Below are 13,975 nucleotides of genomic sequence, written 5' to 3' on the forward strand. Positions count from 1 at the left end.
GGCGAACCCACCGGGGCCCCGTCAGCCGGGTGGTGCGTCAGGTGAGGGTGATCCGGATGCCGACGGTGCCGCGCTCGCCGCGGCGCAGGCGGCTGCCGAGCAGGGTGAGCACACCGAGCAGGCCGTACTTCTGGCGCAGCAGGGTGCGGTAGGCGGCGGTGCGTTCGGGGCCGAGGATCTCGGCGGTGGCGGGGTACTGCTCGCCGGTCGGCCGGCCCTTGACGTCGCAGGGGCCCACCAGGACGTCCGCGCGGTTGCGGATCCGCTTGACCTTCCAGGAGTCGGCGACGGTCCAGACGCCGAGCGCCTCGCCGTCGCGCACCACCCACACGGGGGTCGGCACGGTGGTGCCGTCCTTCTTGTAGGTGGTGACGAGCAGGTAGCTCCCGGAGGAGAGGCTGACGATCCGGGCGAGCCGGTCGGAGGGAACGGGGTCGGGCGTGGTCATGGCCGGAAGTCTAGGGCGTGCCTGATCATTCCCGCCGGGCGCGCGGCAGAGCGTGCCTGACCAGGGCCCGGGCCCGGCGGGCCAGCCCGTGGTGGCGGTGCCCGCCGAGGGCGGTGGCGCCCGGGTCGGGGAGCGCGGCCGGGTCGGGGAGCGCGGCCGGGTCGGCGGCGAGTGCGGCGCGGCGGCGGGCGGCGGTGCGCGCGGCGGCCCACAGGGCGAGGACGGCGCCGAGTGCGATGGCCGTCCAGGCGGCCGGGGCGAGGCCGGGGTCGTTGCCCCGGACGGCCTGCGGGTGCGCCTGGCCGGCGATGGCGGCGGGGACGGCGGACGAGGCGGCGCCGGCCCGGCCGGTGATGGTGGCCGGGTGGGCGGCGGCGGTGTCCTCCACCAGTTGCCCGACCGGCTGGACCTTGTCGGCCGCCGCGAAGCCCCAGTCGAGCAGCTCGGCCGCCTCGTCGTAGACCCGGGTCTGGGTGTCGGGGTGCATCACCGTCACCAGCAGGGTGCGGCCGCCGCGCTGGGCGGCGCCGGTGAAGGTGGCGCCCGCGTTGGTGGTGTAGCCGTTCTTGACGCCGATCAGGCCCTGGTACTTGCCGAGCAGCCGGTCGGTGTTGGCGATGTCGAAGCTGGTGCGCTGCCCGGTGAGCTTGTCGAGTCCGCCGGGGAAGTGCGCGGTGCGGGTGGAGCAGTAGGAGCGGAAGTCGGCGTTGCGCAGCCCGGCGCGGGCGAACAGGGTGAGGTCGTAGGCGGAGGAGACCTGGCCGTCCATGTCGTAGCCGTCGGGGGAGACCACCTTGGTGTCGCGGGCTTGCAGGGCTTGGGCGCGGGCCTGCATCTCGGCGACGGTCTGCTGGAGGCCGCCGTTCATGTGCGCGAGGACGTGGACGGCGTCGTTGCCGGAGCTGAGGAAGACGCCCCGCCAGAGGTCCTCGACGCGGTACGGCAGGTCCTCCTTGACGCCGACGAGGCTGCTGCCGGCGCCGACGTTGGCCAGTTCGGCCGTGGTGACCTTGTGCTCCGTCGTGCGGTCGAACTTGGGCAGCACGGTGTCCGCGAAGAGCATCTTCAGGGTGCTGGCCGGGGGGAGCTGGAGGTGGGCGTTGTGGGCCGCGAGGACCTCGCCGGTGCCGGCGTCGGCGATGAGCCAGGACCGCCCGGTCAACGTGGGCGGCAGCGCGGGCGCCCCGGCCAGCGGAGCGACCTGGACGGTGGACTGGCCGAGCCGTTCGCCGCCGATCGCACCGGCGGCGTCCTGCCCGGGGGCGGTCGGGGCGCCGGCGGCGAGCATCAGGGTGGACACCGCGGCGGCCGCCGCCACTCTGCTGACATGCTGTGGCATCTGCTGCACACGGCGAACGTACCCGGGGCGCCGCCGGGCCGCCGCGCCTGCTGCTCCGTCCGGATCCCGGGCGGTACGGAGGTACGGAGGTCCGGATCCCGGGCGGCACGGCGCCGGGACGGCCGGGGGATGGCGCCGGGACGACTTTGGTCATCCCCGGGTCGCGCCGAAAGTCGGATTCCCGGGCGCCGGGAGCTGCCTAGGCTCGGGGTATGAAGACGCTGCTCGGCTATCTCGGTTTCGTGCTGATCCTCGGCGGCGGGTCCGGCCTGGCGGCGGACTGGCTGGGGGGCTTCCGGCTGTTCGGCTTCGTCCGTTTCCTGGTCCCGGACGGCCATGAGACCGCCGGGTACGCCACTCTGCTGGTGCTCGGCATCCTGCTGGCGATCCCGGCGGCCCGCCGGGGCTGATCAGCGGCTCAACCAGCGGCCCGATCAGCGCTCAGTCCGCAGCCCGATCAACGCCCTGATCAGCCCCCGCCCCCGCCCCCGAGGCCGCCACGCCGTCGAGCAGGACGGCGAGCCCGGTGCGGAAGGCCGCCCGGTCGCGGTCCTGCGGTGTGCCGTCGCCGGCGCCCTGGAGGGCGGTGAGCAGGGGGAAGCGTTCGGTGAAGTCCGGTGCCAGTTCGGCGAGTCGGGCGGATCGGGTGGTCCACCAGTCCTCGTCGGCGATGCCGGTCGCGGCGGCGGCGCCGCGCGATTCGGCGGCCACGGCGGCCGTGCCGCGGACGAACTGCCAGAGCGCCGCGACGACGCCGTGCAGCCGCGCGGGTGCGAGGGCGGCCGGTTGCAGGGCGCGCAACAGGCCTTCCATGGCGGCGAGTTCGGCTGGTCCGAGCACCGGGCGGGCCTGCGAGACCTGGAGGATCCAGGGGTGGCGCAGGTAGCAGGCGTACAGTTCCTCGGCCCAGGAGGTGACGGCGGGGCGCCAGCCGTCCAAGTCTGCGACGTCCAGCCGTAGTTCGCCGAGTGCCCGGTCGTGCATCAGGTCGAGGAGTTCGGCCTTGCCCGGGACGTAGGTGTAGAGGGCCATGGCGGTGCGGCCGAGCCGTTCGCCGACGGCGCGCATCGAGAGCGCGGCCATGCCGTCCGCGTCGGCGACCGCGATGCCGGCGGAGACGATCGCGTCGACGCTGAGGCCCGGTTTGGGGCCGCTGCGCCCGGTGTGCGGTTGCGGTGGTGTGCCCCAGAGCAGGGACAGGGACCGGTGGGCGTCGCCCTGTCCGGCGTAGACGACCATGCAGCAACTCCTTATGGCGTAAAGTATCCTCGGCCGCGACAACTCTTTATGCCGTAAGGTTATCAACCGAAGGGGTTTTTCGATGACACTGCCCGTCACCTTCGTCGAGGTCGTCGAGGTCCGCCGGATCACGCCGCGCACCGCCCGGGTCACCTTCGAGGCCGAGGCCCTGGCGGACTCCGTGGGCGCGGCGCCCGACCAGCAGGTGAAGCTGTGCTTCCCCCGCCCCGGCCAGGCGGTGCCCGAACTGCCCGCGCAGAGCGACGACCCGATGAGCTGGTACCAGGCGTACCTGGCGATCCCCGAGGCCCGGCGCCCGCTGCTGCGCAGCTTCACCCTCCGGCGCCGCCGGCCCGGCACCCGCCTGGTCGAGATCGACTTCGTGCTGCACGGCGACACCGGCCCGGCCGCCGCCTGGGCGGAGCGCGCGGAGCCCGGGCAGCGGCTCGGGATGGTCGGCCCCTCGGCGCTGTACGCCCCGCCGGTCCCGCTCGCCGAGGCCGCCGCCGCTGCCGACTGGGTGCTGCTGGCGGGGGACGAGTCGGCACTGCCGGCGATCGCGACGCTGGTCGAGGCGCTGCCCGCCGGGGTGCGGGCCCTCGCGTTCGTCGAGGTCGCGGACGAGGCCGAGCGGCAGCCACTGGAGAGCCGCGCCGAGCTGGCCGTGCACTGGCTGGCCCGGGGCGGGGCGGCCCCCGGGGTCGTGCTGGCCGGGGCCGTGCGGTCCGCCGAGCTGCCGGCCGGCACGCCGTTCGCCTGGCTCGCGGGGGAGGCGGGCGCGGTGCGGGCGCTGCGCCGCCACCTGGTGGCGGAGCGCGGCGTGCCGAAGCCGTCGATCGACTTCACCGGGTACTGGCGCCACCGGCTGACCCAGGACGACGCGCCCACCGCCGAGGATCTGGCGGACGCCCAGGAGCGAATGGCCGCGGGCTGATCGGGTGCTGATCGCCCGGTGGCCGGGGGATTCCGGCCACCGGGCGGCGGTGTGACCGCCCGCCCGTTCTGTCATGTCCGGTTTCAGAGTGGGTCCGGGGGGAAGGGTGTGTGGCGGTGCTGACGGTGTGTCCAAGGTGGCGGTGGTCCGCCACTGTCCAGAGTTCGCCACCGATTTTTTCCGACCGGGATCGGACAGTTCCGACCGGGTCTGGTCAGCGAAAAGGGGCGGGCATGGCCCGATTTCTGCCGTGAATTTTACTTTCTGATGGTCTTTTTTACTTTCTAATGGGGATTTCCCCCCTTGTCGTGGTCGTGTCGGATGCGCTGGAATGCGACCGCTGTCGGGACGCGCGGTCCGGAGCAACCACGCGTCCGACCTGGATCCGCGTACGCCGGGCCGCGCAACCTGACGTCTCATCAGACGAAAGGATGTCCATTGATCGGCTGGCGGAAATCCCAGCTAGCGGCTGCCGTCACGGTCACCGCCGCGTCCATGGTCCTGACCTTCGGGTCCAGTGCCAACGCAGCTCCGCTCCCGGACCCGCAGAACGCCCCCGTGGCGTCCGCGGACGGGACCCCGGTGCCGGTGATCGTGATTCTCAAGGACCAGATAGCGGACGCCCCGGCCGACAGCGGCCACCTCGGCGCCCGTCAGCAGAAGGCCGCGAACGCCCAGGCGCCGCTGCTGGACAAGGTCAAGGCCAACGGCGGCACCGACATCAAGAGCTTCGTGGTCGGGAACGCGTTCTCGGCCACGGTGAGCCCCGCGCTGCGTGCCGCGCTGCTGGCCGACCCGGCCGTCGCCTCGGTCGTCGCGGACGAGCAGGTCACCGTCACGCCGCCGGCCGCCGGCAAGGCCGCGGCCGCGAAGGACGCCGCGGACACCAAGGCCGGCGCCAAGTCGGCCAAGGCCGCCGCCCCGCAGGCCGTTTCGGGCAGCAACGGCCAGGGCGCCGAGCAGAACGCGACCAACACGATCTGCCCGTCCGACCCGTCCCAGCCGCTGCTGGAGCCGGAGGGCCTCTACTCGACGCACGCCGTCGGCGCCGACGGCAAGCCCGGCGCGGCCGACCTGGCCACCGGCAAGGGCGTCAAGGTCGCCTACATCGCGGACGGCCTCGACCCGAACAACCCGGACTTCATCCGGGCCGACGGCTCGCACGCGGTCGTCGACTACCAGGACTTCGCGGGCGACGGCGTGAACGCGCCGACCGGTGGCGCGGAGGCCTTCGGCGACGCCTCGGCGGTCATCGCCCAGGGCCGCCAGGTCTACGACGTCTCGAAGTTCGTGAACGCCTCGCGCGGTCTGCCGGCCGGCTGCAACATCCGCATCCGCGGCCTCGCCCCGGACGCCTCGCTGGTCGCCCTGCGGGCCGGCGGCGAGATCATGTCGAACTCGTCGATCCTGCAGTCCATCGACTACGCGGTCTCGGTCGCCAAGGTCGACGTGCTGAACGAGTCCTTCGGCGGCAACGTCACCCCGGACAGCGGCGCGCACGACACCATCTCGCTGTTCAACGACCAGGCCGTCAAGGCCGGTGTCACCGTCTCCGTCTCCACCGGCGACGCGGGCATCAGCGGCACCATCGGCACCCCGGCCACCGACCCGAACGTGATCGCGGTCGGCGCCTCCACGGACAACCAGAACTACCAGCAGACCGGCTACGCGGCCGCCCAGTTCTCCAACAAGACCTGGAGCAACAACCGCATCTCCGCGCTCTCCTCGGGCGGCTTCACCCAGGCCGGCCGCACGGTCGACCTGGTCGCGCCGGGCGAGTCGGACTGGGCGCTCTGCTCGCCCGACACCAGCAAGTACACCGACTGCACCGGCTTCAGCGGCCAGGGTTCGCCGATCCAGTCGTTCGGCGGCACCAGCCAGGCCGCGCCGTTCGTCACCGGTGCCGCGGCCCTGGTCATCCAGGCCTACCGCGACACCCACAACGGCCAGTCGCCCGCCCCGGCGCTGGTGAAGAAGTTCATCACCGGCACCGCCCAGGACCTCGGCGTCCCGGCCGAGGAGCAGGGCGCCGGCCTGCTGAACGTCCGCGCCGCCGTCGAGGCCGCCCGCGGCTACCACGCCGGCTCCGGCGCGTCGGACAGCAAGACCGTCGTCGTCACCACCGGTCAGGTCGACATCGCCGGCAACCCCGGCTCGACCCACACCGCCGACGTGACCGTCACCAACACCAGCTCCGCCCCGCAGACGGTCAGCGGCGCGACCCGCACCTTCGTGCCGCAGTCGAGCAACCAGCAGACCGTCCAGCTGGACACGGCCTCCACCGACACCTTCAAGTACGCCACCAACGGCGCCACCTGGGTGCAGAAGCAGGTCAAGTTCACCGTCCCGGCCGGCGCCGACCGCCTCGCGGCGTCGATCGCCTGGCAGGGTGCGGCCAGCCCGGTCACCAACGGTTCCGTGGTCCGCATGACGCTGCTCGACCCGTCGGGCCGCTTCGAGACCAACACCCGTCCGCAGGGCGGCGCCACCCCGGCCGACTTCGGCCTGGTGGACGTCCCGCACCCGGTGGCCGGCGAGTGGACCGCCGTCCTGTACACCCCGGCGGGCAAGGCCGGCTACAACGGCGCGGTCCAGCTGGGCACCGCCACCCAGCGCGCGGTGCCGGCCGGCGCCGTCAGCCCGAGCGTCGCGGACCTGAAGCCGGGTGAGACCAAGACCCTCAAGGTCCAGCTCACCACCCCGGGCACCAGTGGCGACTCCAGCCAGGCGATCACCGTCGCCAGCTCCAACGGCACCGCCACCAGCGTTCCGGTCGTGCTGCGCAGCCTCGTCCCGGTCAACCAGGGCAAGGGCACCTTCACCGGCACCATCACCGGTGGCAACGGCCGCAACGCCTCGCCGACGCAGAGCTTCGCGTACGCCTTCGACGTCCCGAAGGGCCAGAAGGACCTGCGGGTCGGCGTCACCGTCGCCAAGGACCCGAAGCTGCTCATGCAGGGCGCGCTGATCAGCCCGAACGGCACCCCGATCGACATCGAGGGCAACGGCCTGCTCGACGCGCAGGGCAACCTGACCGGCACCACCGCCGGCGTCTCGGCCACCACCGTCAACCCGGCCGCCGGCCGCTGGCGGTTCGTCCTGAACGTGCTCGGCCCGGTCAGCGGCCAGGAGCTCGCCCAGGACTTCGCCGGCACCGTCGCGTTCAACCAGAACGTCGCCACCGCCGCCGGCCTGCCGAACGACCCGCACGCCAAGCTGGCGGCCGGCAAGCCGGTCACCGTCCAGGTGAACTACACCAACAACACTGTCGCCACCCAGAAGATCTCGGCCGACGGCCGCCTGGACCGCCGCACCGACCTCCCGCTGGTGCCGCAGGGCGCCTCCGCGACGGTCACCCTGCCGCTGAGCCTCACCTCCGCGGTGCCTTCCTTCCTCGTCCCGCCGGGCACCGACCAGCTGAAGGCGGTGGCGGCCTCCTCGACGCCGGCCCACCTGGAGCTGTCCGGCACCACCGGCTCGCCGGACCTCTTCGGCGACCTGAAGAAGGCCCAGGACGGTTCGACCATCTCGGTCGTGACCGACAACGGCAGCGCGTCGCAGCCGGTCCTCCCCGGCGTGTGGGGCACCTTCCTGCAGCAGGTCGGCCCGTTCGGCACCGCCGGCGCCCCGGCCGGCACCGCCACCATCACCGCGACCGCGCACACCCAGGCGTTCGACCCGGCGCTGACCTCCAGCACCGGTGACCCGTACGCCCTGGCGGTCAACGCCTCGGCCCCGGCCGCCAACCCGGTGACCGTCCCGTCGGGCGGCAAGGGCTCGCTCCAGGTGACCGTCACTCCGACCGGTCCGAAGGGCAGCACCGTCCACGGCGTGCTGTACCTGGTGTCCGCCCCCAGCTCGGTGGCGACCGCCAACAACACCCTGGGCACCACCGGTTCGGTGCTCGCGGCGATCCCGTACAGCTACACGGTGAACTGACCTTCCATCACCACGCCGAGGCCGTCCCGGAGTTCCGGGGCGGCCTCGGTCGTTTGCCCGGGGCCGGCGGGAATGCCCCGTGCCCCGCCGGTGTTGCGCCGGGTGGGACCGGGGCGAAGCGGATGCCCCGGCCCTTCCACCGGACCGGGAGCGGGACTTGAACGACGCGATCAAGCACAGCCACGTCGAGGTGAACGGTGTCCGTCTGCACGTCGCGGAACAGGGCGAGGGCCCGTTGGTCCTGCTGCTGCACGGCTTCCCGGAGAGCTGGTACTCCTGGCGCCACCAGTTCGCCCCGCTCGCCGCGGCCGGCTACCGGGTCGTCGCCCCCGACCAGCGCGGCTACGCCCGCAGCGAGCAGCCCGAGCGGGTGGACGCGTACTCCCTGCTGCACCTGGTCGGCGACGTCACGGCGCTGATCGGCGCGCTCGGCGAGGAGCGGGCCGTCGTGGTCGGGCACGACTGGGGCGCGCCGGTCGCCTGGGCCACCGCCGCGCTGCGGCCGGACCTGGTGCGCGGGGTCGCCGGGCTGAGCGTGCCGCCGCTGGCCAGCGGGCCGCGGCCGCTGCGGGAGTCCCGGGAGAACTTCGGCGAGGGCTTCTACCAGATCTACTTCCAGGAGCCGGGCCGCGCCGACGCCGAACTGGCGGCCGACGTGAAGTCCAGCTTCCGCCGCATCCTGGGCGGTGGCCTGCTCCGCGAGGGGAAGCCGCAGCCGTGGGTCGTCCCGGAGGGCAAGGCCCTGCTGGACACCATCCCGGAGCCGGCGCAGCTGCCGGCCTGGCTCACCGAGGCGGACATCGATGCCCTCGCGGCCGACTACGCCCTGCACGGCGAGCACGCCTTCACCGGCGGGCTCAACTGGTACCGGAACATCGACCGCAACGCCGAACTGATGGCCGCCTTCGACGGCGTGACGATCGACGTGCCGGCGCTGTACGTGGCCGGCGAACAGGACATGGTGAACGCGCTCGTCCCGCCGGCGGTGCTGGCCCACCTGCTGAGCCGGGTGCCCAAGCTGCACCGCCACGTCCGGCTGCCGGACACCGGGCACTGGACGCAGCAGGAGCGCCCGGCGGAGGTCAACGAGGCGCTGCTCGACTTCCTCAAGCACCTGGACGCCTGACGCCCGCCCGGCTCCGGCCCGGGTGCCGGGTCGGAGCCGGGCGGCGGAGGTCCGGCGGCGCGATCAGTGGTGGTGGTGGCTGCCCATGGGGTGGTCGCAGGCGCGGCACCTCCGGATGAAGAGGAGGCTCAGGCCGACGGTGACCACCGCACCGAGCGCCACCCCGGTACCCCGCACCGTCTTGCGGGCCGCGTTGCCGCCGATCGAGCCGGTGCACCGCGAACAGTTCTGGCATCCGGTCCGGACCGGGATCTTCTTCCCCACGACGCTTCCTCCCAGGCGAGGTCCCGACCACCGGCCGGGCTCGTGAACGTCCCGCAGCAGCTTATAACTTGAGCTGCCCGTTCATGACTTGAGCTGCCCGTCCTCGCCCGGCGAACGATCATCCGCCGGGCGAACGATCATCCGCTCGACGGACCGGCCCCGTACGGGTCGAGGAGTTCGGCCACGAGCCGGCGTGCGTACGCGGGATCGAGGCCGGCCGGGCGGAAGAGGATGCGGTACATCAGGGGGGCGACGACGCCGTCCATGACCGCCTCGACGGCGGGCGTGTCCTCCCCGCGGCCGCCCGCCCGGCTCAGCACGGCGTCGACCTGTTCGGCCGCGTAGTCCGAGCACTGGCCGGCGTTGCCGCCGTCCGGGTCGCCGAGCAGGGCGTCGCGGATGTAGGCGCGGCCCGAGGGGGAGGCCATCTCGTCGAGGAACTGCTCGGCCCAGGCCGTCAGGTCGGACCGCAGGTCGCCCAGGTCCTCCGGCGCCGTGTCGGGCCGCAGGCGCTCCACGGCGACGTCGGACAGCAGCTCCTGGAGGTCGCCCCAGCGGCGGTAGACCGTCGACGGGGTGACGCCCGCGCGCTGGGCGACCAGCGGCACCGTCAGCGCGTCGCGGCCCACCTCGGCGAGGAGTTCACGCACAGCGGTGTGCACCGATGCCTGGACCCGGGCGCTGCGCCCGCCGGGGCGCACCATCTGTTTGCGACTCATGATAAACACCTTAAAGCACAATCCTTGCGTTTACGGGTGCCGGGGTGCCCGCCTCGGAGCCGAGCGGCGGGCCGGCGCCGTCCGGCCCGGCCCGCCTGTTGTTCTCAGACCGCCGGCGCGAGCGCCCGCGCGGGCTGCGTCCGCTCGTAGGCGTGGCCGACCCGCAGCAGCGTGCGCTCCCCGAGCGGCCGGCCGAGCAGCTGCATGCCGATCGGCAGGCCCGCCGCGTCCCGGCCGACCGGGACGGACAGGGCGGGCACCCCGGTGATGTTGGCGGGGGCGGACAGGCGCACATAGGCGTCGGGGACGCCCTCGACCGTGCCGTCGGGCCAGGTGACGGTCTCCTGGTCGACCCGTACCGCGGTGACCGGGACGGTCGGGGCGGCGATCACGTCGACCTCCTCCAGCATCCGGGCCCACTCCCGCCGCATGAGCGTCCGGGAGCGCTGGGCGCGCAGGTAGTCCCCGGCGGTCATCAGCTCGCCGGCCTCCAGCAGGACGCGTACGTCCGCCTGGTACAGCTCGGGCACCGCCCGCAGGGAGTGCTCGTGGTAGGCGGCGGCCTCCGGTGCCACCAGCCCCCACAGGGTCGCCTGGAGGTAGCGGGTCATCGGGATGTCGACGTCGACGAGCCGTGCGCCGAGTGCCTCCAGGTGCCCGATGGCGCGCCGGACGGCGGCCTCCACCTCCGCGTCGACGTGGTCGAAGTAGTAGCTGCGCGGCACGCCGACGCGCAGCCCCGCCAGGTCCGTGCCCGCGCCCGGCCGGTGGTCCACGGCGGGGGCGGCCAGCGAGGCGGGGTCGCGCGGGTCGTGTCCGGCGAGGGCGTCCAGGACGAGGGCCGTGTCCTCGACGGTCCGGGCGATCGGGCCGACGTGGTCCAGCGACCAGGACAGGGACGTGACGCCGTGGCGGGGGACGAGGCCGTAGGTCGGCTTGAGGCCGACGACCCCGTTGAGCGCGGCGGGCACCCGGATCGAGCCGCCGGTGTCGGTGCCCAGCGCGAAGGTCGCGGCGCCCGCGGCGACGGCGACGGCGGATCCGCCGCTGGAGCCGCCGGCGACCCGCTCGCGGTCCCAGGCGTTGCCGGTCTGCGGGGTGGTCAGGCCGTACGCGAACTCGTGGGTGTGCGTCTTGCCGACCAGGATCGCGCCGGCCGCGGCCAGGCGGGCGGCGACCGTGCTGTCGGTCTGCGCGCGGTGGTCGGCGCGGACCCGGGAACTGGCCGTGGTGGCGAGCCCGGCGACGTCGATCAGGTCCTTGAGCCCCATCGGGACGCCGTGCAGCGGCCCCCGGTGCAGGCCGCGCGCCGCTTCCTGCTCGGCCTCGCGGGCCGCCCGGCGCGCCCGCTCCGCGGTGACCGCGACGTAGGCGCCGAGGTGCGGTTCCACCTGCTCGATGCGGTCGAGGACCGAGTCCACCAGTTCGACGGGGGACAGTCGCCGGGCCCGGATCTCCTCCGCGGCGGCGGTGAGGGAGAGCTCATACGGCTGCATCGTGCTGCTCCTCTTCCGTGTCGTGGGCGCTTTCCGCGCGGTAGGCGCTCGCGGGCGGGGTGTCCCCGAAGTCCAGCTCCCGCAGGACAGCGACGACGGAGAGCAGCTGGTTGGCGGTGGCCGCGACCGCGTCGTGGCGGTCGGCGGGCAGGGGGAGCCCGGCCCGGGCGGCCCAGCGGGCGGCCTCGGGCGGCGTGAGGTCGGTGGCGGGTGGCGTGAGGTCGGTGGTGGGTGGTTCGCCTGAGGGGCGGTCGGCGGAGGACATGGGCGTTCTCTCCTGATCGGGGCTGGCGCGAGATGGCACCCGCAGCAAAAGCTAACCGTTTGCGTTAGCCAGACTGTAGGTCCTACGATGGCTTAACGCAAACAGATTGCGTTTACGGGAGGAGCCCCCATGTCCAGCGCCACGTCCGACGCCCCCGCCCCCGCCTGGACGGTGGGCGGCGTCACCGTCCACCGCATCGACGAGACCCTCCTGCCACCCGCGACCGGGCCCTGGCTGCTGCCCGAGGCCACCCCCGAGGTGGTGACCGGCCACGACTGGCTGCACCCCCACTTCGCCGACCACGAGGGCGTCCTGCACCTCGACAGCCACAGCTTCGCGTTCACCGTGGGCGGGCTGCGCGTCCTCGTCGACACCGGCATAGGCAACGGCAAGGAGCGGGCCAACCCGGCCTGGCACCACCTGCGGACCGACTACCTGGAGCGCCTCACCGCCGCCGGCTTCCCCCCGGACTCCGTCGACCTGGTGATCCTCACCCACCTGCACGCCGACCACGTCGGCTGGAACACCCGGGAGGTGAACGGCGAGTGGGTCCCCACCTTCCCCCACGCCCGCTACCTCACCTCCCGCACCGAGCGGGAGTTCTGGGCCGGGTACGACCTGGAGGAGGCGCGCAGGCAGATGTTCCTCGACTCCGTGATCCCGGTCGAGCGGGCCGGGTTGCTGGACCTCGTCGACGTCCCGGCCGAGGGCGTCGAGATCGCCCCGGGCCTGCGCCTGATCCCCACCCCCGGTCACACCCCCGGCCACGTCGCCGTCGAACTGACCAGCCGGGGCGAGGCGGCGCTGATCACCGGTGACTGCATCCACCACCCGGTCCAGCTCGCCCACCCCGCCATCGGCGCCTGCGTCGACATCGACCCGCGGCAGTCCGAGGCTTCGCGCCGCAAGCTCCTCGGCTCCCTCGCCGGCACGGACACCCTGCTGCTCGGCACCCACTTCGCGCCGCCCACCGCCGGCCGCGTGCTCACGGACGGGGACGCCTACCGGCTGCTGCCCGCCCCCTCGGCCTGACGCCGCGTTCGACCTCCCCAGGATGCTCGCACCCCTTCACCGGTCCTGCGCCCGGGGCCCGTCGACCGCACACCCGGATCGAGCGGGACGGGTGCGCCGGGTCGGGGTGGGGAGCCGGAGTCGGCTCCCCGGGGTTCGATTCCCGCGCGATCTGTCGTTTATCCGGCGATACCGCCGCTGAGCTGCGAAATCCCGCTGGCAGCGGACGTCGGTGATCCCCTAGAGTCGGCGCGCCCGCCCCGGTCGGGGCGCTGGCGGCACCGGCGTGCGAGTCCGAGCACGCGGCGATTCCAGGAGTTGACGATCTGATGGTGTGTGTGGCGTGTGGGGCGCGTCCCGCGGGGACCGAGAGCCGACGCTGCTTCGGCTGCGCGGAGGCGGCCCCGGGCTGGGCGGCGGCGCTCCGACCGGCGAACGGCCTTGCCGTCGCGGTCTACGTCCTGCTGGGGTTGAACGCGGTGCTGGCGGCGGCGGCGGTCGTGGCCGACGTCTGGGGCGATGTCCTGTTGGGCCGGTTGGTGGACGGCTCGGGCGACATCGGCCTTGACGAATTCGATGCCCTGGACTCCCTGGCGAACGGGCTGGACAAAGCCGTCATTCCGCTGACGATGGTCACCGCCGTGCTGTTCATCATCTGGTTCTACCGCATCCGCCAGAATGCCGACCTGCTGCTGCCGAACGGGCACCGCCTCGGACGCGGCTGGACCATCGGGGCCTGGGTCACCCCGGTCGTCCTGCTCTGGTTCCCCTGGCAGCTGATGGTGGACTGCTGGCGGGCGAGCGCTCCGCTGGACGCGGAGGGACGGCGCCGCGCGGTGTCGGAGAAGGTCCTGGTCCTGTGGTGGTCCACCTGGATCGGCGCGCTGGTGGTCAACCGGATCGCCAACTCGAAGATGAAGTACGTGGACGTGACGGTGCTCGCCAGCCTGGGGGACTTGCGCGAGACCATTCGGGTGGAGGCCGCCGGCTCGGTGCTGCGCCTGGTCGCGGCCGTCGCGGCGATCGTGGTGGTCCAGCGGCTGACGGCCATGCAGTCGGCGCGCCGGGCCGACATCAACCCGCTGGCCGCCAGGGCCGCGCAGCTGGCGGCCGAGGAGGCCCGGGCGCAGGCGCAGGCGCAGGCCCAGGCCCAGGCTCAGGCCGAGGCGTAGGCCCAGGCTTCGGCCGCCACGGC

13 protein-coding genes are annotated in these 13,975 nt (G+C 73.5%); 6 read left to right on the plus strand and 7 right to left on the minus strand.

Translation table 11 applies throughout. The features are described from left to right. Positions 1 to 37: 37 nt before the first annotated feature. A complete protein-coding gene (locus tag ACFWPI_RS22385) occupies positions 38 to 448 on the minus strand; it encodes a PPOX class F420-dependent oxidoreductase (protein WP_380344840.1) in 411 nt (136 codons plus the stop codon). A gap of 25 nt (positions 449 to 473) precedes the next feature. Continuing rightward, a complete protein-coding gene (locus ACFWPI_RS22390) occupies positions 474 to 1,787 on the minus strand; it encodes a D-alanyl-D-alanine carboxypeptidase family protein (RefSeq protein WP_380371599.1) in 1,314 nt (437 codons plus the stop codon). Between the two features lie 212 nt (positions 1,788 to 1,999). On the opposite strand from ACFWPI_RS22390, the gene ACFWPI_RS22395 reads away from it, so the two are divergent. Next, a complete protein-coding gene (locus ACFWPI_RS22395) occupies positions 2,000 to 2,197 on the plus strand; it encodes a hypothetical protein (protein WP_363373336.1) in 198 nt (65 codons plus the stop codon). 31 nt (positions 2,198 to 2,228) lie between these two features. Here ACFWPI_RS22395 and ACFWPI_RS22400 read toward each other — a convergent pair whose 3' ends face one another. Beyond that, positions 2,229 to 3,026: a TetR/AcrR family transcriptional regulator gene (locus tag ACFWPI_RS22400; RefSeq protein WP_380371566.1), complete on the minus strand. Its 798-nt coding sequence runs from the start codon at positions 3,024 to 3,026 to the stop codon at positions 2,229 to 2,231. A gap of 82 nt (positions 3,027 to 3,108) precedes the next feature. Here ACFWPI_RS22400 and ACFWPI_RS22405 point away from each other — a divergent pair, with 82 nt between their 5' ends. From ACFWPI_RS22405 to ACFWPI_RS22415, 3 genes are all read left to right on the plus strand, one after another. Beyond that, complete coding sequence (locus ACFWPI_RS22405; protein WP_380371564.1) at positions 3,109 to 3,960, plus strand: siderophore-interacting protein; 852 nt, start codon at positions 3,109 to 3,111, stop codon at positions 3,958 to 3,960. Positions 3,961 to 4,548: 588 nt separating this feature from the next. Next, positions 4,549 to 7,899 (plus strand): S8 family serine peptidase, encoded by a 3,351-nt coding sequence (locus tag ACFWPI_RS22410; RefSeq protein ID WP_380371562.1) that lies wholly within the window; start codon positions 4,549 to 4,551, stop codon positions 7,897 to 7,899. A 157-nt stretch (positions 7,900 to 8,056) separates the two neighbouring features. Beyond that, the gene (locus ACFWPI_RS22415; protein WP_380371559.1) at positions 8,057 to 9,025 is read left to right on the plus strand and encodes an alpha/beta fold hydrolase; all 969 of its coding nucleotides are present in this window, start codon (positions 8,057 to 8,059) and stop codon (positions 9,023 to 9,025) included. 63 nt (positions 9,026 to 9,088) lie between these two features. Here ACFWPI_RS22415 and ACFWPI_RS22420 read toward each other — a convergent pair whose 3' ends face one another. From ACFWPI_RS22420 to ACFWPI_RS22435, 4 genes are all read right to left on the minus strand, one after another. Then, entirely contained in the window at positions 9,089 to 9,289 is a 201-nt protein-coding gene (locus ACFWPI_RS22420; protein WP_063346158.1) for a hypothetical protein, read from the minus strand. A gap of 137 nt (positions 9,290 to 9,426) precedes the next feature. Beyond that, the gene (locus ACFWPI_RS22425; protein WP_380371556.1) at positions 9,427 to 10,008 is read right to left on the minus strand and encodes a TetR/AcrR family transcriptional regulator; all 582 of its coding nucleotides are present in this window, start codon (positions 10,006 to 10,008) and stop codon (positions 9,427 to 9,429) included. Positions 10,009 to 10,112: 104 nt separating this feature from the next. Next, a complete protein-coding gene (locus ACFWPI_RS22430; RefSeq protein ID WP_380371554.1) occupies positions 10,113 to 11,504 on the minus strand; it encodes an amidase in 1,392 nt (463 codons plus the stop codon). Continuing rightward, positions 11,491 to 11,769: a hypothetical protein gene (locus tag ACFWPI_RS22435; RefSeq protein ID WP_380371552.1), complete on the minus strand. Its 279-nt coding sequence runs from the start codon at positions 11,767 to 11,769 to the stop codon at positions 11,491 to 11,493. The genes ACFWPI_RS22430 and ACFWPI_RS22435 overlap by 14 nt, the downstream gene beginning before the upstream one ends. A 129-nt stretch (positions 11,770 to 11,898) precedes the next feature. Between ACFWPI_RS22435 and ACFWPI_RS22440 the strand changes: the two genes are divergently transcribed. Both ACFWPI_RS22440 and ACFWPI_RS22445 read left to right on the plus strand, forming a co-directional pair. Next, complete coding sequence (locus ACFWPI_RS22440; RefSeq protein ID WP_380371548.1) at positions 11,899 to 12,801, plus strand: MBL fold metallo-hydrolase; 903 nt, start codon at positions 11,899 to 11,901, stop codon at positions 12,799 to 12,801. Between the two features lie 308 nt (positions 12,802 to 13,109). Then, positions 13,110 to 13,952: a DUF4328 domain-containing protein gene (locus ACFWPI_RS22445; protein ID WP_380371546.1), complete on the plus strand. Its 843-nt coding sequence runs from the start codon at positions 13,110 to 13,112 to the stop codon at positions 13,950 to 13,952. The last annotated feature ends 23 nt before the right edge of the window (positions 13,953 to 13,975 follow it).

Source organism: Kitasatospora sp. NPDC058492 (genome assembly GCF_042720685.1).
GTDB lineage: Bacteria > Actinomycetota > Actinomycetes > Streptomycetales > Streptomycetaceae > Kitasatospora.